At 63.7% G+C, this 20,829-nt stretch carries 29 protein-coding genes and 1 pseudogene; 29 read left to right on the plus strand and 1 reads right to left on the minus strand.

The window, feature by feature from the left end:
- The first annotated feature begins 45 nt into the window (after positions 1–45).
- The 26 genes from tuf to A0J57_RS15980 all read left to right on the plus strand — a co-directional run bounded on the left by tuf (position 46) and on the right by A0J57_RS15980 (position 15,725).
- A complete protein-coding gene (gene tuf, locus A0J57_RS15855; protein WP_025547259.1) occupies positions 46–1,236 on the plus strand; it encodes an elongation factor Tu in 1,191 nt (396 codons plus the stop codon).
- 208 nt (positions 1,237–1,444) lie between these two features.
- The gene (gene rpsJ / locus A0J57_RS15860) at positions 1,445–1,753 is read left to right on the plus strand and encodes a 30S ribosomal protein S10 (protein WP_007686587.1); all 309 of its coding nucleotides are present in this window, start codon (positions 1,445–1,447) and stop codon (positions 1,751–1,753) included.
- A 274-nt stretch (positions 1,754–2,027) separates the two neighbouring features.
- Positions 2,028–2,783, plus strand: a complete 756-nt coding sequence (gene rplC, locus A0J57_RS15865) for a 50S ribosomal protein L3 (RefSeq protein ID WP_048576429.1) — start codon at positions 2,028–2,030, stop codon at positions 2,781–2,783.
- Positions 2,784–2,785: 2 nt separating this feature from the next.
- Complete coding sequence (rplD, locus tag A0J57_RS15870) at positions 2,786–3,409, plus strand: 50S ribosomal protein L4 (protein WP_025547264.1); 624 nt, start codon at positions 2,786–2,788, stop codon at positions 3,407–3,409.
- Positions 3,402–3,719, plus strand: a complete 318-nt coding sequence (locus A0J57_RS15875; protein ID WP_007686581.1) for a 50S ribosomal protein L23 — start codon at positions 3,402–3,404, stop codon at positions 3,717–3,719. The genes rplD and A0J57_RS15875 overlap by 8 nt, the downstream gene beginning before the upstream one ends.
- 2 nt (positions 3,720–3,721) lie before the next feature.
- Positions 3,722–4,558 carry a 50S ribosomal protein L2 gene (rplB, locus tag A0J57_RS15880; RefSeq protein WP_007686579.1) on the plus strand — a complete coding sequence of 279 codons (837 nt, stop codon included), beginning with the start codon at positions 3,722–3,724 and terminating at the stop codon, positions 4,556–4,558.
- Positions 4,559–4,563: 5 nt separating this feature from the next.
- Positions 4,564–4,842, plus strand: a complete 279-nt coding sequence (gene rpsS / locus A0J57_RS15885) for a 30S ribosomal protein S19 (RefSeq protein ID WP_007686576.1) — start codon at positions 4,564–4,566, stop codon at positions 4,840–4,842.
- Positions 4,842–5,228, plus strand: coding sequence for a 50S ribosomal protein L22 (gene rplV / locus A0J57_RS15890; protein WP_025547267.1), 387 nt, complete (start codon positions 4,842–4,844; stop codon positions 5,226–5,228). The genes rpsS and rplV overlap by 1 nt, the downstream gene beginning before the upstream one ends.
- 5 nt (positions 5,229–5,233) lie before the next feature.
- Positions 5,234–5,929 carry a 30S ribosomal protein S3 gene (rpsC, locus tag A0J57_RS15895; RefSeq protein ID WP_021239758.1) on the plus strand — a complete coding sequence of 232 codons (696 nt, stop codon included), beginning with the start codon at positions 5,234–5,236 and terminating at the stop codon, positions 5,927–5,929.
- A 21-nt stretch (positions 5,930–5,950) separates the two neighbouring features.
- A complete protein-coding gene (rplP, locus tag A0J57_RS15900) occupies positions 5,951–6,382 on the plus strand; it encodes a 50S ribosomal protein L16 (protein WP_007686573.1) in 432 nt (143 codons plus the stop codon).
- 3 nt (positions 6,383–6,385) lie between these two features.
- Entirely contained in the window at positions 6,386–6,589 is a 204-nt protein-coding gene (gene rpmC / locus A0J57_RS15905) for a 50S ribosomal protein L29 (protein WP_013847759.1), read from the plus strand.
- Between the two features lie 15 nt (positions 6,590–6,604).
- Positions 6,605–6,868, plus strand: coding sequence for a 30S ribosomal protein S17 (gene rpsQ / locus A0J57_RS15910; RefSeq protein ID WP_006960320.1), 264 nt, complete (start codon positions 6,605–6,607; stop codon positions 6,866–6,868).
- Between the two features lie 201 nt (positions 6,869–7,069).
- Entirely contained in the window at positions 7,070–7,438 is a 369-nt protein-coding gene (gene rplN, locus A0J57_RS15915; protein ID WP_007686569.1) for a 50S ribosomal protein L14, read from the plus strand.
- The gene (gene rplX / locus A0J57_RS15920) at positions 7,438–7,749 is read left to right on the plus strand and encodes a 50S ribosomal protein L24 (RefSeq protein ID WP_025547274.1); all 312 of its coding nucleotides are present in this window, start codon (positions 7,438–7,440) and stop codon (positions 7,747–7,749) included. The genes rplN and rplX overlap by 1 nt, the downstream gene beginning before the upstream one ends.
- A complete protein-coding gene (rplE, locus tag A0J57_RS15925; protein ID WP_037481563.1) occupies positions 7,749–8,321 on the plus strand; it encodes a 50S ribosomal protein L5 in 573 nt (190 codons plus the stop codon). The genes rplX and rplE overlap by 1 nt, the downstream gene beginning before the upstream one ends.
- 52 nt (positions 8,322–8,373) lie before the next feature.
- Positions 8,374–8,679 carry a 30S ribosomal protein S14 gene (gene rpsN, locus A0J57_RS15930; RefSeq protein WP_025547277.1) on the plus strand — a complete coding sequence of 102 codons (306 nt, stop codon included), beginning with the start codon at positions 8,374–8,376 and terminating at the stop codon, positions 8,677–8,679.
- A gap of 12 nt (positions 8,680–8,691) precedes the next feature.
- The gene (gene rpsH, locus A0J57_RS15935; RefSeq protein ID WP_025547278.1) at positions 8,692–9,087 is read left to right on the plus strand and encodes a 30S ribosomal protein S8; all 396 of its coding nucleotides are present in this window, start codon (positions 8,692–8,694) and stop codon (positions 9,085–9,087) included.
- Entirely contained in the window at positions 9,087–9,620 is a 534-nt protein-coding gene (rplF, locus tag A0J57_RS15940; protein ID WP_025547280.1) for a 50S ribosomal protein L6, read from the plus strand. The genes rpsH and rplF overlap by 1 nt, the downstream gene beginning before the upstream one ends.
- Before the next feature lies 1 nt (position 9,621).
- A complete protein-coding gene (gene rplR, locus A0J57_RS15945; protein WP_025547282.1) occupies positions 9,622–9,975 on the plus strand; it encodes a 50S ribosomal protein L18 in 354 nt (117 codons plus the stop codon).
- Positions 9,976–9,977: 2 nt separating this feature from the next.
- Positions 9,978–10,694, plus strand: a complete 717-nt coding sequence (gene rpsE / locus A0J57_RS15950) for a 30S ribosomal protein S5 (protein WP_044661335.1) — start codon at positions 9,978–9,980, stop codon at positions 10,692–10,694.
- 6 nt (positions 10,695–10,700) lie between these two features.
- Positions 10,701–10,877 carry a 50S ribosomal protein L30 gene (rpmD, locus tag A0J57_RS15955; RefSeq protein ID WP_013847753.1) on the plus strand — a complete coding sequence of 59 codons (177 nt, stop codon included), beginning with the start codon at positions 10,701–10,703 and terminating at the stop codon, positions 10,875–10,877.
- A 155-nt stretch (positions 10,878–11,032) separates the two neighbouring features.
- On the plus strand, positions 11,033–11,557 hold the full coding sequence (gene rplO, locus A0J57_RS15960; protein ID WP_025547286.1) for a 50S ribosomal protein L15: 525 nt from the start codon (positions 11,033–11,035) through the stop codon (positions 11,555–11,557).
- Positions 11,558–11,807: 250 nt separating this feature from the next.
- A complete protein-coding gene (secY, locus tag A0J57_RS15965; RefSeq protein ID WP_013847751.1) occupies positions 11,808–13,172 on the plus strand; it encodes a preprotein translocase subunit SecY in 1,365 nt (454 codons plus the stop codon).
- Between the two features lie 48 nt (positions 13,173–13,220).
- Positions 13,221–13,877 (plus strand): adenylate kinase, encoded by a 657-nt coding sequence (locus A0J57_RS15970; RefSeq protein ID WP_025547288.1) that lies wholly within the window; start codon positions 13,221–13,223, stop codon positions 13,875–13,877.
- A gap of 96 nt (positions 13,878–13,973) precedes the next feature.
- Positions 13,974–14,513 carry an SRPBCC family protein gene (locus A0J57_RS15975; RefSeq protein ID WP_061939337.1) on the plus strand — a complete coding sequence of 180 codons (540 nt, stop codon included), beginning with the start codon at positions 13,974–13,976 and terminating at the stop codon, positions 14,511–14,513.
- A 171-nt stretch (positions 14,514–14,684) separates the two neighbouring features.
- Entirely contained in the window at positions 14,685–15,725 is a 1,041-nt protein-coding gene (locus A0J57_RS15980; RefSeq protein ID WP_061939335.1) for an acyltransferase, read from the plus strand.
- A 373-nt stretch (positions 15,726–16,098) separates the two neighbouring features.
- Here A0J57_RS15980 and A0J57_RS15985 read toward each other — a convergent pair whose 3' ends face one another.
- Positions 16,099–16,743 carry a glutathione S-transferase family protein gene (locus A0J57_RS15985; protein ID WP_061939333.1) on the minus strand — a complete coding sequence of 215 codons (645 nt, stop codon included), beginning with the start codon at positions 16,741–16,743 and terminating at the stop codon, positions 16,099–16,101.
- A gap of 498 nt (positions 16,744–17,241) precedes the next feature.
- Between A0J57_RS15985 and A0J57_RS15990 the strand changes: the two genes are divergently transcribed.
- The 3 genes and pseudogenes from A0J57_RS15990 (at position 17,242) to A0J57_RS16000 (ending at position 20,736) form a co-directional block, all read left to right on the plus strand.
- Positions 17,242–19,197, plus strand: coding sequence for a ribonucleoside-diphosphate reductase subunit alpha (locus tag A0J57_RS15990; RefSeq protein ID WP_025547294.1), 1,956 nt, complete (start codon positions 17,242–17,244; stop codon positions 19,195–19,197).
- Between the two features lie 22 nt (positions 19,198–19,219).
- Positions 19,220–19,674 (plus strand): annotated as a pseudogene (locus tag A0J57_RS15995) (endonuclease domain-containing protein).
- 6 nt (positions 19,675–19,680) lie between these two features.
- Positions 19,681–20,736, plus strand: a complete 1,056-nt coding sequence (locus A0J57_RS16000) for a ribonucleotide-diphosphate reductase subunit beta (RefSeq protein WP_025547297.1) — start codon at positions 19,681–19,683, stop codon at positions 20,734–20,736.
- Positions 20,737–20,829: the final 93 nt, after the last annotated feature.

Genomic DNA, 20,829 nt, shown 5'->3' on the forward strand with positions numbered 1-20,829 from the left:
CCGAGCGGTCAGACCAAAGCTGATTTGATTAGAAGGTAGGATAAAATGGCTAAGGCTAAGTTTGAGCGGAACAAGCCGCACTGCAACATCGGCACCATCGGTCACGTCGACCATGGCAAGACCTCGCTGACCGCGGCGATCACCAAGGTGCTCGCCGAAACCGGTGGCGCGACCTTCGTCGACTATGCCAATATCGACAAGGCGCCCGAAGAGCGCGAGCGCGGCATCACCATCTCGACCGCCCACGTCGAATATGAGACCGAAGCCCGTCACTACGCGCATGTCGACTGCCCGGGTCACGCCGACTACGTCAAGAACATGATCACCGGCGCGGCCCAGATGGACGGCGCGATCCTCGTCGTTTCGGCCACCGACGGCCCGATGCCGCAGACCCGCGAGCACATCCTGCTCGCCCGCCAGGTCGGCGTGCCGCAGCTCGTCGTGTTCATGAACAAGGTCGACCTCGTCGACGATCCGGAAATCCTGGAACTGGTGGAGCTGGAAATCCGCGAGCTGCTGTCGTCCTACGACTTCGACGGCGACAACATCCCCGTCATCCCCGGTTCGGCCGTCAAGGCTCTGGACGGTTCGAACGACGAAATCGGCAAGAACGCCGTTCTGAAGCTGATGGCTGCTGTCGACTCGTTCATCCCGCAGCCGGAGCGTCCGGTCGATCGTCCGTTCCTGATGCCGATCGAAGACGTGTTCTCGATCTCGGGTCGCGGCACCGTCGTGACCGGCCGCGTCGAGACCGGCATCGTCAAGGTTGGCGAGGAAGTCGAGATCGTCGGTCTGAAGGATACCCGCAAGACCACCGTGACCGGCGTCGAAATGTTCCGCAAGCTGCTCGATCAGGGTGAGGCCGGCGACAACATCGGCGCGCTGATCCGTGGCGTGGGCCGTGAAGAAGTCGAGCGCGGTCAGGTTCTGGCCAAGCCCGGCACCATCACCCCGCACACTGAGTTCGACGCGGAAGTCTACGTCTTGTCGAAGGAAGAAGGTGGCCGTCACACTCCGTTCTTCGCCAACTATCGTCCGCAGTTCTACTTCCGCACCACCGACGTGACCGGCGAAGTGATCCTGCCCGAGGGCACCGAGATGGTCATGCCCGGCGATAACGTGAAGCTCGGCGTGAAGCTGATCGCCCCGATCGCGATGGACGCGGGTCTCCGCTTCGCCATCCGCGAAGGCGGCCGCACCGTCGGCGCAGGGGTTGTCGGCACGATCTCGAAGTAATATAGGACCGCAGCGGCGCGAATCGCCTGATTCGCGCCGCTGAGTTTTTTACCGCCCCGGATCGCCTTTCTCCGGCTCCAGTCGAGCTAGAAGGGCAAGGAACGGGGCGGATATTTTTTGGTTGGCGCATTTTCATAAATCATCGGCTGCTCCGGCTGATTTCTGAAAATGCTCCGGGTTTTGGCTCTTTCGCATCGGTACAGGAACAATGGACAGCAACATCCGCATTCGCCTCAAGGCGTTCGATCATCGCGTGCTCGATCAGGCGACCGGCGACATCGCCGACACCGCCCGCCGCACCGGCGCCCTTATCCGCGGTCCGATTCCCCTTCCGACGCGCATCGAAAAGTTCACGGTCAACCGTGGTCCGCACATCGACAAGAAGTCGCGCGAGCAGTTCGAGGTCCGCACCTACAAGCGCATGCTTGACATTGTGCAGCCGACGCCGCAGACGGTCGACGCGCTGATGAAGCTGGATCTGGCTGCCGGCGTGAACGTCGAAATCAAGCTGGCCTGAAGCCGGCAAGTCCCTGCCAACCCGCAAGGTGGGCAGGGTATCGGGCATTCCGCTGGCCGGAAGCTCAAAAGACACAGGGATACCGCACGGCCTCTCCGGTGAACCGGAAAGGGCTCGTGGTCCTGGTCCCCCGTCGCTGGTCCCGAATAGGGGTCGGCATCCAACCCGGACGGGGTGATCTATATTGGGGTTGGGCCGCGAGGGAGAAATCCTGAGCGGTTTTTTCGTTGGATACGCCCGCTGCTAAGGCGGGCCTCTATGGGAGTAATCGGTGATGCGCACAGGCGTGATCGCTAAGAAAGTCGGGATGACCCGTCTGTTCCAGGAGGACGGACGTCATATTCCGGTTACGGTTCTGGCCCTTGAGGGCAATCAGGTCGTGGCCCGCAAGGAAACCGATCGCGACGGCTATGTCGCGGTTCAGCTCGGTGCGGGCGTCGCGAAGGTCAAGAATGTCGCCAAGCCGCAGCGCGGCCACTTCGCCAAGGCGGAAGTGGAGCCGAAAGCGCGCCTGGTCGAATTCCGCGTCGCCGAGGATGCGCTCCTCGATGTCGGCGCCGAGATCGCGGCCGACCACTTCATCGCCGGCCAGCTGGTCGACGTTGCCGGCCACACCCAGGGTAAGGGTTTCGCCGGCGCCATGAAGCGCTGGGGCTTCGGCGGTATGCGCGCCACCCACGGCGTCTCGATCAGCCACCGTGCCCATGGTTCGACCGGTAACCGTCAGGACCCGGGCCGCGTCTTCAAGAACAAGAAGATGGCCGGTCACATGGGTGACCGCGAGCGCACCCAGCAGAATCTCGAAATCGTCCGCACGGACGTCGAGCGCGGCCTGCTGTTCGTCAAGGGCAGCGTCCCCGGCGCCAAGGGCACCTGGCTGACCGTCTGCGACGCCGTCAAGGTGAAGCGTCCAGCCGACGTTCCCTATCCGGCGAGCCTGAAGCAGGCTGCCAACAGCAACAACGCTCCGGCCGAAACGCCCGCTGAAGAAGCGGCCGCTCCCGAAGCGACCGAAGGCCAGGAGGGCTAATCATGAAGGTCAAGGTACAGACCCTCGATGCCGCAGCCGCCGGTGAAGTGGAACTGAACGATGCCGTGTTCGGCGTCGAACCCCGCACCGACATTCTGCACCGCGTCGTCACCTGGCAGCTCGAAAAGCGTCGCGCCCCGGCCCGCGCCACCCGCGAGCGTTCGGACGTTGCCCGCACCGGCAAGAAGTTCGGCCGTCAGAAGGGCGGCGGCACCGCCCGTCACGGCGACCGCAAGGCGCCCGTGTTCATCGGCGGTGGTAAGGCGCACGGCGCCCGCGCCCGCACCTTCGGCCACGACCTCAACAAGAAGGTTCGTGCGCTCGGCCTGAAAATGGCCCTGTCGTCGAAGGCCAAGGACGGATCGCTGATCGTTCTCGACAATCTCGACGTGGCGGAAGGCAAGACCAAGGCTCTGGTCGCGCACCTCGCCAAGCTGAACCTCAACAAGGCTCTGTTCATCGACGGCGACGCGGTGAACGTCAGCTTCGCGAAGGCTTCGGCGAACATTGTCGGCGTGGACCTGCTGCCGGCCGTCGGCGCCAATGTCTACGACATCCTTAAGGCGGATTCGCTGGTGCTGACGCGCGCCGCGGTCGAAAAGCTGGAGGCGCGTTTCAATGGCTAAGAAAGAAGCCGCGACCGTCGACAACCGTCATTATGACGTCGTTGTCGCGCCGGTCATCACCGAGAAGTCGACCCTTCTCTCCGAGAACAACGCCGTGGTCTTCAAGGTCGCCAACGATGCGTCGAAGCCGGAGATCAAGGCCGCCGTCGAAGCCATTTGGGGCGTGACGGTCAAGAGCGTGAACACGCTGGTCGCCAAGGGCAAGACCAAGAAGTGGAAGGGCAAGCCCTATACGCGGTCCGACGTCAAGAAGGCGATCGTTCGCCTGGCCGATGGCCAGTCGATCGACATCACCGAAGGAGTGCGCTGACCATGGCGCTTAAGAGCTACAACCCGACCAGCCCCGCCCAGCGCGGCCTGATCCTCGTCGACCGCAGCGCGCTGCACAAGGGCAAGCCCGTCAAGGCGCTGACCGAAGGCAAGCGCAAGACCGGCGGCCGCAACAACAAGGGTCATGTGACCTCGCGCGGCATCGCCGGCGGTCACAAGCAGCGCTACCGCATCATCGACTTCAAGCGTCGCCTGTGGGACGTCGAGGGCACGGTCGAGCGTCTGGAATATGACCCCAACCGCACCGCCTTCATCGCGCTGGTCAACTATCCCGACGGCACCCAGGCCTATATCCTGGCGCCGCAGCGTCTGGCTCCCGGCGACAAGGTCGTCGCGGGCAAGAAGACCGACGTGAAGCCGGGCAATGCGATGGAACTCGGCCAGATGCCGGTCGGCACCATCATCCACAATATCGAGATGAAGCCCGGCAAGGGCGGTCAGCTCTGCCGTTCGGCGGGCACCTACGCCCAGCTCGTCGGCCGCGATCGTGGCATGGTGATGGTCCGCCTGTCCTCGGGCGAGCAGCGCTACATCCGTTCGGACTGCATGGGCACCGTCGGTGCCGTGTCGAACCCGGACAACGCCAACACCAATCTCGCCAAGGCCGGCCGCAACCGCTGGCTCGGCAAGCGTCCGCTGACGCGCGGTGTGGCGAAGAACCCGGTCGACCACCCGCATGGCGGCGGTGAAGGCCGGACCTCGGGCGGCCGTCATCCGGTCACCCCCTGGGGCAAGCCGACCAAGGGTGCGCGCACCCGCCACAACAAGGCGACGGACAAGTTCATCATCCGTAGCCGCCACGCGAAGAAGAAGAGGTAAGCGAGATGGCTCGTTCCGTCTGGAAAGGTCCGTTCGTGGACCTCAGCCTTCTGAAGAAGGCGGAAGTGGCGCAGGACGCCGGTGGCCGTTCGGGTCCGATCAAGACCTGGTCGCGCCGTTCCACCATCCTGCCGCAGTTCGTCGGCCTGACTTTCAACGTCTATAACGGCCGCAAGCATGTGCCGGTCTCGGTGAACGAGGACATGGTGGGTCACAAGCTGGGCGAATTCGCCCCGACCCGCTACTTCCCCGGCCACGCCGCCGACAAGAAGGGCAAGCGCTAATGAGCAAGGAAAAGGCTCCCCGTCGCGTCGCCGACAATGAGGCGCTGGCCGTCGGCACGCAGATCCGCGGTTCGGCCCAGAAGCTGAACCTGGTCGCCACGCTCATCCGCGGCCGCAAGGTCGAGGATGCGCTGAACATCCTCGCCTTCTCGAAGAAGGCGATGGCGGTCGACGTGCGCAAGGTGCTGGCTTCGGCCATCGCCAATGCGGAAAACAATCATAATCTGGACGTCGACTCGCTGGTCGTCGCGGAAGCATCGGTGGGCAAGAGCTTCACCATGAAGCGCTTCCACGCTCGCGGCCGCGGCAAGTCGACCCGGATCCTGAAGCCCTTCAGCCGCGTGCGCATCGTCGTTCGCGAAGCAGCTGAAGAAGCGGAGGCGTAAGAGACATGGGTCACAAGAGCAATCCGATCGGTCTGCGTCTGCAGATCAACCGTACCTGGGACAGCCGCTGGTTCGCGGAAGGCGCCGACTATGGCCGCCTGCTGCTGGAGGATCTGAAGATTCGCCAGTATATCATGAAGAACCTGCCGCAGGCCGCGATCTCCAAGGTCGTGATAGAGCGTCCCGCCAAGTTGTGCCGCGTGTCGATCTACGCTGCCCGCCCCGGTGTCATCATCGGCAAGAAGGGCGCGGACATTGAGAAGCTGCGCAAGAAGCTGGGCAGCCTGACCTCTTCGGACGTCAGCCTGAACATCGTCGAGATCCGCAAGCCGGAAATCGACTCCAAGCTCGTCGCGCAGGGCATTGCCGACCAGCTGGAGCGCCGCGTGGCGTTCCGCCGTGCGATGAAGCGCGCGGTGCAGAGCGCCCTGCGTCTCGGCGCCGAAGGCATCAAGATCACCTGCGGCGGCCGTCTGGGCGGCGCGGAGATCGCCCGCGTGGAATGGTATCGCGAAGGCCGCGTTCCGCTGCACACGCTGCGCGCGAATGTCGATTATGCCGAAGCCGAAGCGCACACCGCTTATGGCGTTTGCGGCATCAAGGTCTGGATCTTCAAGGGCGAAATCCTTGGTCACGATCCGATGGCTACCGACCGGCTGATGCTGGAGGCTCAGACCTCCGGCGTGCGCCCGGCGCGCTGAGAATAAGGTAGGTATAGCGTCATGCTGCAACCGAAGAAAATGAAGTTCCGCAAGACCTTCAAGGGCCGGATCAAGGGCGACGCCAAGGGCGGTTCGGCCCTGAACTTCGGCGCTTACGGTCTGAAGGCTCTGGAACCCGAGCGCGTCACCGCCCGCCAGATCGAGGCGGCCCGCCGCGCGATCCAGCGTCACCTTCGCCGTCAGGGCCGTCTGTGGATCCGCGTGTTCCCTGACGTGCCGGTGTCGAAGAAGCCCGCCGAAGTCCGTCAGGGCAAGGGCAAGGGTTCGGTCGAATATTGGGCGGCGCGCGTCAAGCCCGGCCGCATCCTGTTCGAACTGGACGGCGTTCCCGGCCCGCTCGCAGCAGAGGCCTTCTCGCGCGCCGCGATGAAGCTGCCCATCAAGACCAAGGTCGTTGCCCGCCTCGGCGACACCTCGCACCTGGAGGGCTAAGCCGTGGCGAACGTTGCCGACCTCAAGACCAAGACGGACGACGAACTGTCGACCGAACTCAACAACCTGAAGCGCGAGCAGTTCAACCTGCGCTTCCAGGCGGCCACCAACCAGCTGGAAAAGCCCAGCCGCGTGCGTGAAGTCCGCCGGTCGATCGCGCAGATCAAGACCCTTCAGTCCGAGCGTTCGCGCTCGGCTGCGAAGTAAGAAGGAAATCACACGATGCCCAAGCGCGTGCTGACGGGAACGGTGGTTTCCGACAAGACCGACAAGACGGTGGTGGTTCGCGTGGAGCGCAAGGTTAAGCATGCGCTCTACGGCAAGATCATCCGCCGTTCGAAGAAGTACCATGCCCATGACGAGGGCAATGTCTACAAGGAAGGCGAAACGGTCCGCATCGAGGAGACCGCTCCGATTTCCAAGCTCAAGACCTGGAAGGTCATCGAGCGCGTGGACACCCACAAGTCGCCGGAAACGGCGGCCTGAGGGAGGCTCGCTGAGCCTTTGAAGAAAAGTGTCGCGCGGGGCTGGCCTTTTCCGCCTGGAAAGGGTACAGGCCCGCGCTTCGCGTAGAGTCAGATGGCTCCTCAAAGGTAGAGTCAGATGGTTCGCCAAGGGCTCTAGTGCAGTGAAATTCGGAACCGCCGGGAATTGTCCCGGTAGGCCAAATAAGAAGGAACCGGATCCATGATCCAGATGCAATCCAATCTTGACGTCGCTGACAACAGCGGCGCCAAGCGCGTCCAGTGCATCAAGGTGCTGGGCGGCTCGAAGCGTCGCTTCGCGAGCGTGGGCGACATCATCGTCGTCTCGATCAAGGAAGCTGCGCCTCGTGGCAAGGTGAAGAAGGGTGACGTGCACCGCGCCGTCATCGTGCGCACCGCCAAGGACGTGCGTCGCGCTGACGGCAGCGTGATTCGCTTCGACGGCAATGCCGCCGTGCTGATCAACAAGAACGAGGAGCCGATCGGCACCCGTATCTTTGGCCCGGTCGTTCGCGAACTGCGCGCCAAGAAGCACATGAAGATCATCTCGCTCGCCCCCGAGGTGCTGTAATGAGCGCTGCCAAGATCAAGAAGGGCGACAAGGTCGTCATCCTGGCCGGCAAGGACAAGGGCCGCACCGGCGCCGTCCTGCAGGTGCTGCCGAAGGAGGACAAGGTCCTCGTCGAAGGCATCAACGTGCATGCGCGTCACCGCAAGCCCGACCAGGCGAACCCGCAGGGCGGCATCGAGCGCAAGCCCGCGCCGCTCCACATTTCGAACGTCGCTGTCGCTGACAAGGATGGCAAGCCGACCCGCGTCCGCTTCGAGGATCGCGACGGCAAGAAGGTCCGTGTCGCCGTCAAGTCCGGTGAGGTGCTGTAATGAGCGACAAGTACATCCCGCGCTCGAAGGCGCTCTATGACGCCGAAATCGCCAAGGCGATGACCGAGAAGTTCGGTTACAAGAACGTCATGGAAGTGCCGAAGATCGAGAAGATCACGCTCAACATGGGCGTTGGCGAAGCCACGCAGGACAAGAAGAAGGTCACTTCGGCCGCCGAGGAAATGGAACTGATCGCCGGCCAGAAGCCGGTCATCACCAAGGCCCGCAAGTCGATCGCGCAGTTCAAGCTGCGTGAAGGCATGCCGATCGGCGCCAAGGTCACGCTGCGCCGCGAGCGCATGTATGAGTTCCTTGATCGCCTGATCAACATCGCTCTGCCCCGCGTGCGCGACTTCCGCGGTCTCAACCCGAAGAGCTTCGACGGCCGCGGCAACTATGCCTTCGGCATCAAGGAGCAGATCATCTTCCCCGAGATCAACTATGACCGCATCGACAAGGTGCGCGGCATGGACATCATCGTGACCACCACGGCGAAGACGGACGAGGAAGCGCGCGAACTGCTGCGTCTCTTCGGCTTCCCCTTCCCGCTCGAAGAGAAGCAGGCGGCCTGAAAAGGTCCCGCTTCTCTTTCCAACCGTTAGGCTAAGAAAGAGAACTTAAGTCATGGCGAAACTGAGTTCGATCAACAAGAATGAGCGCCGCAAGAAGCTGGTGAAGAAATATGCCGGCCGCTATGCGAAGCTCAAGGCGATCGCAGCCGATACCGCGCTCGACGACACGGAGCGTCTGATCGCGCGTCTGAAGATGGCGGAAATCCCCCGCAACGGCAACCCGACCCGCGTGCGCAATCGCTGCGAGCTGACGGGCCGTCCCCGGGCCTATTACCGCAAATTCCGTCTCTGCCGCGTGCAGTTGCGTGATCTGGCCAACAAGGGCCTGATCCCCGGCGTCACCAAGTCGAGCTGGTAAGGATCATTTGAGATGGCATTGACCGATCCCCTGGGTGATATGCTCACCCGCATCCGCAACGGGCAGCAGGCGAAGAAGGACAGCGTTGTGTCCCCCGCTTCGAAGCTCCGCGCCCGCGTGCTCGACGTGCTGCAGCGCGAAGGCTATATCCGCGGCTATTCCGAGGAACTGCTCGGCAAGCATGCCGGCCTGCGCATCGAGCTGAAATATTTCGAGGGCCAGCCGGCGATCAAGCATGTCGCCCGCGTGTCCAAGCCCGGCCGCCGCGTCTATTCGGGTTCCAAGGAACTTCCCGTCGTGCGCAACGGCCTTGGCATCACCATTGTCTCGACGCCCAAGGGCGTTCTGTCCGACGCCGAAGCGCGCGAGCAGAATGTCGGCGGCGAAGTGCTGGCGGAGGTGTTCTGATGAGCCGTACTGGTAAGAAGCCGGTTGCCGTCCCCGCGGGCGTCACCGCCGCTATCGCCGACGGCCAGCTTTCGGTGAAGGGCCCCAAGGGCACCCTGTCGCTGCCGCTGGCCGACGAAGTCACCTACAGCATCGAGGAAGGCTCGATCGCGGTGAAGCCTGCCAATGACAGCAAGCGCGCCCGCGCCTTCTGGGGCATGCAGCGCACGCTGATCCAGAACCTGATCACCGGCGTGACCGAGGGCTTCTCGAAGAAGCTGCTGATCACCGGTGTCGGCTACCGCGCCAATGCCCAGGGCAAGACCCTGAAGCTGCAGCTCGGCTATTCGCATGACGTCGACTTCGCGGTGCCCGAAGGCATCGAGATCAAGACCCCGGACAACACCACGGTCGAGATCAGCGGCATCGACAAGCAGCAGGTGGGTCAGGTTGCCGCCGAGATCCGCCGCTGGCGCAAACCCGAACCCTATAAGGGCAAGGGCATCAAGTACGCCGGCGAGTTCATCTTCCGCAAGGAAGGGAAGAAGAAGTAAGATGGCAAAGCTTTCCCTCTTCGCGCGGCGTCGCCGCCGCGTCCGCACCGCGCTCAAGGCTGTTTCGGGCACCCGTCCGCGCCTCAGCGTCCACCGTTCGGGCCGTCACATCTACGCCCAGATCATCGACGATGCGCAGGGCAAGACCCTGGCCGCCGCGTCGACCCTGGACAAGGATGTCCGCGGCAATACCGGCGCCACCGCCGATGCCGCTGCGGATGTCGGCAAGCGCGTTGCCGCTGCGGCGACCGCCGCCGGCGTCACCCGGGTCGTCTTCGACCGTGGTGGCTTCCTGTTCCATGGCCGCGTCAAGGCGCTGGCCGATGCGGCCCGTGAAGCCGGGCTGGAGTTCTGATCATGGCTGACGAAAACGATATCCAGGCCCAGCCGGGCGCACCCGCGGCCGTTGAAGGCGGCGAGCAGACCGAAGGCCGGGGTCCCGGTCGGGGCCGTGGCCGTGGCGGCGACCGCAACCGTGGCGAGCGTGGCGGCCGTGGCCGTCGCGACGACCGTCGCGGCAATCGTGACGAGGAACAGGGTGAGGAGCTGATCGAGAAGCTGGTTCACATCAACCGCGTCTCGAAGACGGTGAAGGGCGGCAAGCGCTTCGGTTTCGCCGCTCTGGTCGTCGTTGGTGACGGCAAGGGCCGTGCAGGCTTCGGCCATGGCAAGGCGCGCGAAGTGCCCGAAGCCATCAGCAAGGCGACCGCTTCGGCGAAGAAGGCGATGGTCCGCGTTCCGCTGAAGGAAGGCCGCACCCTGCACCATGACGGCAAGGGCCATTTCGGCGCCGGCAAGGTGACCGTGCGTTCGGCGCCTGCCGGTACGGGCATCATCGCGGGCGGTCCGATGCGCGCCGTGTTCGAAAGCCTCGGCGTCGCTGACGTCGTGACCAAGTCGAACGGCACGTCGAACCCCTACAACATGATCCGGGCGACCTTCGAGGCGCTGGGTGAACAGGTCAGCCCCAAGGCGGTGGCGCAGCGTCGCGGCAAGAAGGTTGCCGACCTGCTCCGTCGCGGCGGCGCCTCGGCCGAAGTCGCCCAGGCGGACGCCGAAGCGATTGCGGAGTAAGACATCATGGCGAAGATCAAGATCAAGCAGATCGGCTCACCGATCCGCCGTCCCGAAGCCCAGAAGAAGATTCTGATCGGCCTCGGCCTTGGCAAGATGCACCGCGTGGTGGAGCTGGAAGACACTGCGGAAGTCCGCGGCGCCATCGCGAAGCTGCCCCATATGGTGGCGGTGGTCGACTAAACCGTCATCCCGGCGCAAGCCGGGATCGCAAACCGCTGGGCGCTTCTTCCAACGGGATGTGCCCAGCCTCACGAGGCCCCGGCATTCGCCGGGGCTCCGGCCCGGTCCTGGTGGATCGGGCCTTCGCGCGAACATAGCGAAAGCGAGTGCAGATTATGACCAAGCTTAACGAACTCAATGACAATGCCGGCGCCCGCAAGGGCCGGATGCGCGTCGGCCGTGGTATCGGCTCGGGCAAGGGCAAGACCGCCGGTCGCGGTCAGAAGGGCGCGAAGGCGCGTTCGGGCGTCAGCATCAACGGCTTCGAAGGCGGCCAGATGCCGCTCCACATGCGTCTGCCGAAGCGCGGCTTCAACAACATCTTCGCCAAGGATTACGCGATCGTGAACCTGGGCGCGGTGCAGAAGGCGATCGACGCCGGCAAGCTGGACGCCAATGCCACCATCGACCACGCGGCGCTGAAGGCGGCCGCGCTGGCCCGTGGCGGCAAGGACGGCGTGCGTCTGCTCGGCAAGGGCGAACTGACGGCCAAGGTCAACCTGCTCGTCGCCGGCGCGTCGAAGGGCGCTGTCGAAGCCGTCGAAAAGGCTGGCGGCAAGGTCGAAGTGATCGCCGTCGTTCCCGCCGCTGAAAAGGCCGCCGCCAAGAAGGGCAGCGCCAAGGCCGCGAAGAAGGCGTGAATTAAGCCGTAAGGCTTGCAAGCATGGCCCCGCTGCCCGATATGGGTGAGCGGGGCCACGTGTTTTGGGGACTCCGGAACCCTCGCCGTCCGTATCGAGTGGAGGCTGAGCCTGTCGACAGGCGCAAGGCCATTCGGAATGGACGGAGTGCAATTCCCGGTTCGACAGCGCCCCATCGCCCCGCTAAGGGGTTAGCGATTCCGCTCCGGGCTTTCCAAATCCCGGCAAGATGTTTTGAAGGGCAGCCAAGATGGCATCGAGAGCCGACCAGCTCGCATCCAATCTCAGCCTGGCGAAGTTCAGCCAGGCGACCGACCTCAAGAAGCGCCTGTGGTTCACCCTGGGCGCGCTGATCGTCTTCCGCTTCCTGAGCTTCGTGCCGCTGCCGGGCGTCGATCCGACCGCGCTGTCGCAGCTTTACAAGCAGACCAATGGCGGCATCCTCGACATCTTCAACACCTTCTCGGGCGGTTCGCTGTCGCGCATGAGCCTGATAGCGCTCGGCGTGATGCCCTACATCACCGCCTCGATCGTGGTGCAGCTCGCCGCCTCCCTCTCGCCGCAACTCGCGGCGATCAAGAAGGAAGGCGAAAGCGGCCGCAAGAAGCTGAACCAATATACCCGCTACGGCACGGTGGGCCTGACCGCCGTTCAGGGCTATTTCATCGCCGTGGGGCTGGAAAGCTTCGGCGCCCAGTCCGGCGTGCAGGCGGTGGTCGATCCGGGCTATCTGTTCCGCGTCGCGGCTGTGATCTCGCTGATCGGCGGCACCATGTTCCTGATGTGGCTGGGTGAGCAGATCACCTCGCGCGGCATCGGCAACGGCGTCTCGCTCATCATCATGGCGGGCATCGTCGCGCAATTGCCGGTGACGCTCAGCAACCTGTTCAAGTCGAGCAGCACGGGCGCGATTTCCGGCCTGGTCATCTTCCTGGTGATCGTTCTGGGCTTCGGCCTCATCGCCTTCATCTGCTTCATGGAGCGGGCGCAGCGCCGGGTGCTGATCCAATATCCCAAGCGCCAGACGCGCCAGGGCCTGATGCAGGCCGACCGCAGCCATCTGCCGCTGAAGGTCAACACGGCGGGCGTGATCCCGCCGATCTTCGCCAGTTCGCTGCTGCTGATGCCGCTCACCGTCTCGCAATTCGCCGGCCAGACCGTGGCGGGCGAGAGCAGGCTGGGCGATTTCGTGCTGACGCTGAACCAGTATCTGTCGCACGGCAGCCCGGTCTATATGGCGCTCTATGGTCTCGGCATTGTCTTCTTCTGCTTCTTCTACACCGCCGTGGTGTTCAATCCGGAAGAGACGGCCGACAATCTGAAGCGCAATGGCGGCTTCATTCCCGGCATCCGTCCGGGCAAGAACACCGAAAATTATCTCGACTATGTGCTCACCCGGATCACGGTGATCGGTGCGGCCTATCTGGCCTTCATCTGCCTGGTGCCGGAATTCGTGATCGCCCGGGCGGGCATTCCCTTCTACCTTGGTGGGACTAGCCTGTTGATCGTCGTCAATGTTACGGTCGACACCGTGACCCAGATCCAGAGCCACCTGCTCGCCCATCAATATGGGGATCTGATCAAGAAGGCGAAGCTGAAAGGGCGTCTGCGCTAAGCGGCGCGGAACGGTAAAAAGCGCGAAGAACAGGGGAGAATGCGCGACATGAATATCATTCTGCTCGGCCCTCCGGGCGCCGGCAAGGGAACGCAGGCGACGCGCCTGGTGGACAGCCGGGCCATGGTGCAACTGTCGACCGGCGACATGCTGCGCGCGGCGGTGAAGGCCGGGACGCCCATCGGCCTCAAGGCCAAGGCGGTGATGGAGGCCGGCGAACTGGTGTCGGACGAGATCGTCTCCGGCATCATCGGGGAGGCGCTGGATGCCCTGGCGCCCGAAACCGGCGTGATCTTCGACGGCTATCCGCGGACCGAGGCGCAGGCCCATTCGCTGGACGGCATATTGGCCGACCGCAACCGCACTCTCGACCATGTGATCGAACTGGAAGTGAACGAGGATGCCCTGGTAGAGCGCATCACCGGCCGCTTCACCTGCGCGACCTGTGGCGAGGGCTATCACGACAGCTTCAAGCAGCCCAAGGTCGAGGGCGAGTGCGACAAGTGCCATGGGCACGAGTTCAAGCGCCGTCCCGACGACAATGAGGAAACCGTCCGCACCCGCATGGCCGAATATCGCGCCAAGACCGCGCCGATCCTGCCGATCTACGAAGCGCGCGGCATCGTCTCGCGGGTCGACGGCATGGCCGATATGGACGATGTGACGGTCGCGATTGCCGCCATATTGGACGGCAAGGGCGCCTGACACCTCTCCGTTCGCGCCGGATTTTCGCATTCGGCCGCTCGGCAAATGCGGCAATCGGCATTAGGCTGCCCTCCTGATCAGGGAAGGGAAGGCGCGATGGGAAAGCATCGGATATGGATATGGGCTGGCGTGGCGATGGCTGCGCCGGCCCATTCTGCCGTCACCGGCAGCAGCGATCATGGCTTCGCCGTGGAGAACAGCGTCCACATCTCCGCCGACGCGGCCACCGTCTATCGGCTGTTGGGGCAGCCGGGGCGCTGGTGGAGCGGGCAGCATACATATAGCGGCGACGCCGCCAATCTCAGCCTTGATCCCGTAGCCGGCGGCTGCTTTTGCGAGAAGGTGCCGGGAAAGGACGGCAGGCCGGGCAGCGTCGAACATGGCCGCGTGATCCAGGCGCAGCCCGACAGGCAGTTGCGCCTGTCCGGAGCGCTGGGCCCGTTGCAGGCGGAGGCGGTGACCGGCACGCTCACCTTCGACATTGCGCCCGACGGCGAGGGCGCGCGCGTCGGTATGAGCTATGTCGTCGGCGGCTATCTCCGCGCCGGTGCGGCGGGCATCGCTCCGATCGTCGACAGGGTGCTGGCCGAACAGTTGCAGGGGCTGAAACGCGCCGCGGAAGCAGGCGGGCAATAGCTTTCCATCCCGGTTGCCCCGCTGACGCGCAATGCCATGCCAGCCGATAGGCCGACGGGCGCGCCACCGGCCTCGTCGCGCCACCGCCGCTTTTTTCCGGAAATGCCGCCGGGCTGCGTGTTAACCACGATATTAACGGTATGATTGCTGTTCTGTTGCTATGGCGGACTCATGACGGGGCCGCGCCCTTCCACCCGCCGCCTGACGGAATTGGACGCCTTGCGGGGGCTGGGCGCGCTGTGCGTGCTCGTCTTCCACTATTCGACGCGCTTCCATGAGCTGTTCCCCCAGGCGGCCCATGTGCCCTTCCGCTTTCTGGGCGGCAATTACCGGGTGCTGCTGTTCTTCGCCATCTCCGGCTTCGCGATCTTCTTCACGCTCGATCGCATCCGCACCACCGCCGATTTCCTGATCAACCGCTTCGCCCGGCTCTATCCCGCCTATCTGGTCGCCATGCTGCTGACGCTGGGCATCGAATATCTGGCCCATGTCTCGCAACTGCTGATCGGGCCGGGCGCGATCCTGGCCAATGTCACCATGCTGCAGGGCTTCGCCTTCCTGCCGGAGGTCGACGGCGCCTATTGGACGCTGACGGTAGAGATCGCCTTCTATGTCTGCATGCTGTCGATCTGGAAGTGGACGAGCCTCAGGCGGCTGGAACCCGTACTGCTCGCCTGGCTGGCCCTGCGCTGGCTCTATGCGCTGTGGCCGGGCATGCCGGAGCGCATCGTGATGCTGCTGGTGCTGCGCTACGTGCCCTTCTTCATCATCGGCATATTGTCCTATCGCGTCTGGGCAGGGCAGCGGAGCTGGCGGCAACAGGCGCCCTATGCCGCGCTTGCGCTGCTGTCGATCGCGACGATCGACAGCCCGGACATCATGCTGGCCGGCCTCCTGCTGCTCGCCGCCTTCGCAGCGCTGACCGCCGGGCGGCTGCACTTCCTCAGCCTTCGTCCGCTCGTCTGGATGGGGGGTATCAGCTATTCCTTCTACCTCATCCACCAGCATGTCGGTTTCGTCGTGATGCTCAAGATGGCGGAGGCGGGATATAGCCCCTGGGCGGGATTCGCGGCGGCGTTCGCCGTGGCGCTGGCGCTGGGCACGCTGATCAACCGGCTGGTCGAACGGCCCGCTGGCGAGGCGATATTGGGCTGGTGGCGCCGTCGCCGGGAACGCGCCGCGCCGCGCGAGACGGCCCCGAGCCGGGCCTGAGGCGATTCGGAAGCGCTGCCTGATCCGTAAGGCCTGGAGGGTTTTCCAAGCAGATGGAATCATCTGCTGACTCGGAAAACGCGACAAAACAAAAACTTAGAGCAGTCGGGCCGATGCAATCGGATCGGAATCTGCTCTAGAGCCAATCGACATTCAGAAGATGACGAGCCGAAAATGATGGTTTTCCGTGACCCGGAGCGCAGCCTACTCAAGGTAGGTGAGCACCGGAAGCACGGAAAAGCGTCATTTGCAGGCCGTCAGGGCTGAATGTCGATTGTCCGTGACCCGGAGCGCAGCCTACTCAAGGTAGGTGAGCACCGGAAGCACGGAAAAGCGTCATTTGCAGGCCGTCAGGGCTGAATGTCGATTGGCTCTAATCCGCAAAGGGAAACATGGACCACCAGGGCTGCTTCTCCCGCAGCACCCGGGCAAAGCTTTCGCGCGCCTCCAACCGTTCCAGATAGGCGCGCAGCCCCGGAAAGCCCCCGCGCATCGGCTCGATCTTGTCGGCATAGAACAGCGCCGGGGCCGCCGCGCAATCGGCCAAGGTGAAATCGTCGCCCGCCGCCCAGCGCCGCCCCGCCATCCGCGCCTCCAGCAACGCATAGGCCTTGCCCAGCATTCGCCGCGCCTCCCCCACGCCATGGGAATCGCGGGCCACGCCCTCGGGCCGGATCTTGTCCGCGACCATCGCCTGCATCGGCGTCATCACATAGAGGTCGAACAGCCGGTCCATCAGCCGCACCTCCAGCGCCGCGTCGGCATCCTCGGGAATCGGCCGGAAGGGTCCGGGATGATGCCGTCCCAGATATTCGACGATGATGCTGGTTTCCGCGACCGTCCTGTCCCGCGCCTCGTCCCGCAGCACGGGGAACTTCCCCAGCGGCCACAGCGTCAGCCACGCCTCCGCCACGGCCGGATCGTCCAGCATGCGCGCCTCGAAAGCCGTGCCGTTCTCGTAAAGGGCGATCAGCACCTTCCAGCTGCAGGAGGAGAGGGGGTGGTAATAGAGAATCATGTCGGCTCCTCTCGTCGGCCATGGGTTCGTGCCATTCCGTTCCCCTGTCTTGTCATCCATCCGTCACGAAGCGCCAAGCGCGGAATCGCCCGGCCCGGGGAATTGCGTGGCAAGCCAAATTTATTTTCCGCGCCAAATTGTCCCTCTTGCCTTTTGCAAAGCCAAGGAAAGTCCGTGCGTCGCTGCGCTGCGCCGTGCCGGACCGTCGATGAAATGAGTCTCCGCGTCGATGAACCGAGTCCCCGAACTGTCATTTACCCCCTTGAAAGGAAATGAAGCTGTGGCACTATCCCTTGTATCGGGTTAACGGGGGTTACCCAACAGATTGTGATCGCACCAACCGGGCCGGTTCCCGGAGGGAGGCTGTTTTTGCCCTTGCGATCGCGTCTGCTGGCCCCATCTCCGTGCCTGACCGGGTCGATAATGCTACATTCGTTCGGCCCGGCCGGCAGCGGCTTGACCGAATCGAACGAAACAGGAACATTCGGGGAGCTGGTCATGGATTTTCGAGACAGCGAACAGGTGAGTGCAAGCGACGTGGCAACCGTGATTGACGAAGTGGTCGAAACCGTGGCGGACAAGAAGAAGGCTCCCGCTCCTTCGGACCAGGCGCCGGCCCCCAAGGCCGATCCCACGCCGGGCTCGTCAACCGTGCTGGAACGCCGTTTCCATGTCGTGACCGACGCCAGCCGCGACGCGCTGCTGACCGATTTCGGCAAGGACACGCTGCAGGACCGCTATCTGCTGCCCGGCGAGAGCTATCAGGACCTGTTCGCCCGCGTCGCCGCCGCCTATGCCGACGACGCCGACCATGCCCAGCGCGTCTACGACTATATCTCGCGCCTCTGGTTCATGCCCGCGACGCCCGTCCTGTCGAACGGCGGCACCGGACGCGGCCTGCCCATCAGCTGCTATCTGAACTCGGTCGACGACAGCCTGGAAGGCATCGTCAACACCTGGAACGAGAATGTCTGGCTCGCCAGCCGGGGCGGCGGCATCGGCACCTATTGGGGCAATGTGCGCGGCATCGGGGAGCCGGTGGGCCTCAACGGCAAGACCAGCGGCATCATCCCCTTTGTCCGCGTGATGGACTCGCTGACCCTCGCGATCAGCCAGGGCAGCCTGCGCCGCGGCTCGGCCGCCTGCTATCTCGACATCTCCCATCCGGAGATCGAGGAATTCCTGGAAATCCGCAAGACGTCGGGCGACTTCAACCGCAAGGCGCTGAACCTCCACCATGGCGTCCTGCTGACCGACGAGTTCATGGAGGCGGTGCGCGACGGCAAGGACTTCGCCCTGCGCAGCCCGAAGGACCAGTCGGTGCGCGGCAGCGTCAACGCCCGCGCCCTGTTCCAGAAACTGGTGGAGGTCCGCCTCGCCACCGGCGAACCCTATATCGTCTTCAACGACACCGTGAACCGCACGATGCCCAAGCATCACCGCGATCTGGGGCTCAAGGTGTCGACCTCCAACCTCTGCTCCGAAATCACTTTGCCGACGGGTCGCGACCATATCGGCAATGACCGCACGGCCGTCTGCTGTCTTTCCTCCCTCAATCTCGAAACCTGGGATGAGTGGAAGGACGACAGGCAGTTTGTCGAGGATGTCATGCGCTTCCTCGACAATGTGCTGCAGGACTATATCGACCGCGCGCCGCCGGAAATGGCGCGGGCGAAATATAGTGCGAGCCGTGAACGGTCGGTGGGCCTGGGGGTGATGGGGTTCCACTCCTTCCTCCAGGCCCGGGGACTTCCCTTCGAAGGGGCGATGGCCAAGTCGTGGAACCTGCGCATCTTCAAGCACATCAACGAGAAGGTGAACGAGGCCTCGATGCAGCTCGCGGTCGAGCGCGGTCCGTGCCCGGACGCCGCCGACATGGGCGTGATGGAGCGCTTCTCCTGCAAGATGGCGATCGCGCCCACCGCGTCGATCAGCATCATCTGCGGCGGCGCGTCGGCCTGCATCGAACCGATCCCGGCGAACATCTACACCCACAAGACGCTGTCGGGCAGCTTCGCGGTCAAGAACCCCTATCTCGAAAAGCTGCTGGTCGAAAAGGCGAAGGACTCGACGGCCGTGTGGAATTCGATCCTGGAAAAGGGCGGCAGCGTCCAGCATCTCGACTTCCTGACCCAGGAGGAAAAGGATGTGTTCAAGACCAGCTTCGAGATCGACCAGCGCTGGCTGCTCGAACTGGCCGCCGACCGCACGCCCTATATCGACCAGGCCCAGTCGCTGAACCTGTTCATCCCCGCCGACGTGGAGAAATGGGACCTGCTGATGCTCCACTACCGGGCGTGGGAGCTGGGCATCAAGTCGCTCTATTATCTCCGCTCCAAGTCGGTCCAGCGCGCCGGCTTCGCGGGCGGGGTGGAAGCGGACAACACCATCGACGCCCCCAAATTCGAAATCGGCGAGACCACCGACTATGACGAGTGCCTCGCCTGCCAGTGATCCAAGAATCTCCTCTCCCCTTGTGGGAGAGGAAGGGGCCCGCGCGGCAAAGCCGCGTGGGAAGGTGAGGGGTAAGGCCCCAAACCCGACGATCGCCCGTGCGAGAGAACTGCGCCGCAACGCAACCGACGCCGAGAAACGCCTCTGGACTCTCCTCCGCGAAAAGTTGCCGAGCGCCAAGTTCCGCCGCCAGGTTCCCATCGGCCCCTATTTCGCTGATTTCGCCTCTCACGCCGCCCGCCTGGTCGTCGAACTGGATGGCGGCCAACATGAAGAAGCGGCAGATGCGCCCCGCACGGCCTTCCTCGAACGGGAAGGTATCGCGTGATCCGCTTCTGGAACCATGACGTGATGCAGAATCTGGAAGGCGTGCTGGCAACCATCGCCGCCTTCACCCCTCAGCCTCCCATCGCTGACGCGATGGGCCCCTCCCTCTCCCACAAGGGGAGAGGGTCTGGTATAAGTTTCGCGGAGTAAAAACCCATGCCCCTTCTTCAAGCCAGCAAGGTCTACAAGCCCTTCGAATATCCCTGGGCCTATGAGTTCTGGAAGCGCCAGCAGCAGCTCCACTGGCTGCCGGAGGAAGTGCCGCTGGGCGAGGATTGCCGCGATTGGGCGCAGAAGCTCAGCGACCATGAACGCAACCTGCTGACGCAGATCTTCCGCTTCTTCACCCAGGCGGACGTGGAGGTGCAGGACTGCTACCACGAAAAATACGGCCGCGTTTTCAAGCCGACCGAAATCAAGATGATGCTGACCGCCTTCAGCAACATGGAAACGGTCCACATCGCGGCCTATTCGCACCTGCTCGACACGATCGGCATGCCGGAAAGCGAATATAGCGCCTTCATGCAGTATAAGGAGATGAAGGACAAACACGACTATCTCCAGCAGTTCGGCGTCGACACGGACGAGGACATCGCCAAGACGCTGGCCATGTTCGGCGGCTTCACCGAGGGGCTGCAGCTCTTCGCCTCCTTCGCGATGCTGATGAACTTCCCGCGCTTCAACAAGATGAAGGGCATGGGCCAGATCGTGAGCTGGTCGGTCCGCGACGAGACGCTGCACTGCGAGGGCATCGTCCGCCTGTTCCACGCCTTCGTGAAGGAACGCGACTGCCTGACCCCGGCGGTCAAGGACGACATCATGGACATGTGCCAGAAGACCGTCCGCATCGAGGACGCCTTCGTCGACCTCGTCTTCGAAATGGGCCCGGTGCCCGGCATGACGCCCAAGGACATCAAGAAATATGTCCGCTACATCGCCGACTGGCGCCTGGGGCAATTGGGCCTGAAGCCCATCTACATGATCGACGAGCACCCGCTCCCCTGGCTGACCCCGCTGCTGAACGGTGTGGAGCACGCCAATTTCTTCGAAACCCGCGCCACCGAATATTCGAAGGCGGCGACCCGCGGCCAGTGGAACGACGTGTGGGATGCGTTCGACCGCCGCTCCAAGCTCAAGGGCGGCACCGCCGCCAATGCGGATGAAGCGGGCGATCCGGATATGTTCAAGGCCGCCGGGATCGCGGCGGAATAATCATGACAGGCGAAAAGGCGGCACCGCTCCCACGGTGCCGCCTTTCGGTCCAAGGCAATGCTTCCCCGGCAGTCCCGCCAGCCGGTAAGCTGA

Source organism: Sphingobium sp. 22B, assembly GCF_001580035.1.
Taxonomy (GTDB): domain Bacteria; phylum Pseudomonadota; class Alphaproteobacteria; order Sphingomonadales; family Sphingomonadaceae; genus Sphingobium; species Sphingobium fuliginis.

Excerpts from the sequence above, each read along its gene's own strand:
- A0J57_RS15980 (WP_061939335.1), top strand. The coding sequence starts at position 14,685 with ATGACGGGGCCGCGCCCTTCCACCCGCCGCCTGACGGAATTGGACGCC.
- A0J57_RS15970 (WP_025547288.1), top strand. The coding sequence starts at position 13,221 with ATGAATATCATTCTGCTCGGCCCTCCGGGCGCCGGCAAGGGAACGCAG.
- rplD (WP_025547264.1), top strand. The coding sequence starts at position 2,786 with ATGAAGGTCAAGGTACAGACCCTCGATGCCGCAGCCGCCGGTGAAGTG.
- rplC (WP_048576429.1), top strand. The coding sequence starts at position 2,028 with ATGCGCACAGGCGTGATCGCTAAGAAAGTCGGGATGACCCGTCTGTTC.
- rplV (WP_025547267.1), top strand. The coding sequence starts at position 4,842 with ATGAGCAAGGAAAAGGCTCCCCGTCGCGTCGCCGACAATGAGGCGCTG.
- rpsC (WP_021239758.1), top strand. The coding sequence starts at position 5,234 with ATGGGTCACAAGAGCAATCCGATCGGTCTGCGTCTGCAGATCAACCGT.
- A0J57_RS15975 (WP_061939337.1), top strand. The coding sequence starts at position 13,974 with ATGGGAAAGCATCGGATATGGATATGGGCTGGCGTGGCGATGGCTGCG.
- A0J57_RS15985 (WP_061939333.1), bottom strand. The coding sequence starts at position 16,743 with ATGATTCTCTATTACCACCCCCTCTCCTCCTGCAGCTGGAAGGTGCTG.
- rplX (WP_025547274.1), top strand. The coding sequence starts at position 7,438 with ATGAGCGCTGCCAAGATCAAGAAGGGCGACAAGGTCGTCATCCTGGCC.
- rpsJ (WP_007686587.1), top strand. The coding sequence starts at position 1,445 with ATGGACAGCAACATCCGCATTCGCCTCAAGGCGTTCGATCATCGCGTG.
- rplP (WP_007686573.1), top strand. The coding sequence starts at position 5,951 with ATGCTGCAACCGAAGAAAATGAAGTTCCGCAAGACCTTCAAGGGCCGG.
- tuf (WP_025547259.1), top strand. The coding sequence starts at position 46 with ATGGCTAAGGCTAAGTTTGAGCGGAACAAGCCGCACTGCAACATCGGC.
- rplF (WP_025547280.1), top strand. The coding sequence starts at position 9,087 with ATGAGCCGTACTGGTAAGAAGCCGGTTGCCGTCCCCGCGGGCGTCACC.
- rpsQ (WP_006960320.1), top strand. The coding sequence starts at position 6,605 with ATGCCCAAGCGCGTGCTGACGGGAACGGTGGTTTCCGACAAGACCGAC.
- secY (WP_013847751.1), top strand. The coding sequence starts at position 11,808 with ATGGCATCGAGAGCCGACCAGCTCGCATCCAATCTCAGCCTGGCGAAG.
- rplB (WP_007686579.1), top strand. The coding sequence starts at position 3,722 with ATGGCGCTTAAGAGCTACAACCCGACCAGCCCCGCCCAGCGCGGCCTG.
- rpsH (WP_025547278.1), top strand. The coding sequence starts at position 8,692 with ATGGCATTGACCGATCCCCTGGGTGATATGCTCACCCGCATCCGCAAC.
- rpsS (WP_007686576.1), top strand. The coding sequence starts at position 4,564 with ATGGCTCGTTCCGTCTGGAAAGGTCCGTTCGTGGACCTCAGCCTTCTG.
- A0J57_RS15990 (WP_025547294.1), top strand. The coding sequence starts at position 17,242 with ATGGATTTTCGAGACAGCGAACAGGTGAGTGCAAGCGACGTGGCAACC.
- rpmD (WP_013847753.1), top strand. The coding sequence starts at position 10,701 with ATGGCGAAGATCAAGATCAAGCAGATCGGCTCACCGATCCGCCGTCCC.
- rplR (WP_025547282.1), top strand. The coding sequence starts at position 9,622 with ATGGCAAAGCTTTCCCTCTTCGCGCGGCGTCGCCGCCGCGTCCGCACC.
- A0J57_RS15875 (WP_007686581.1), top strand. The coding sequence starts at position 3,402 with ATGGCTAAGAAAGAAGCCGCGACCGTCGACAACCGTCATTATGACGTC.
- rpsE (WP_044661335.1), top strand. The coding sequence starts at position 9,978 with ATGGCTGACGAAAACGATATCCAGGCCCAGCCGGGCGCACCCGCGGCC.
- rplN (WP_007686569.1), top strand. The coding sequence starts at position 7,070 with ATGATCCAGATGCAATCCAATCTTGACGTCGCTGACAACAGCGGCGCC.
- rpsN (WP_025547277.1), top strand. The coding sequence starts at position 8,374 with ATGGCGAAACTGAGTTCGATCAACAAGAATGAGCGCCGCAAGAAGCTG.
- rplO (WP_025547286.1), top strand. The coding sequence starts at position 11,033 with ATGACCAAGCTTAACGAACTCAATGACAATGCCGGCGCCCGCAAGGGC.
- rplE (WP_037481563.1), top strand. The coding sequence starts at position 7,749 with ATGAGCGACAAGTACATCCCGCGCTCGAAGGCGCTCTATGACGCCGAA.
- A0J57_RS16000 (WP_025547297.1), top strand. The coding sequence starts at position 19,681 with ATGCCCCTTCTTCAAGCCAGCAAGGTCTACAAGCCCTTCGAATATCCC.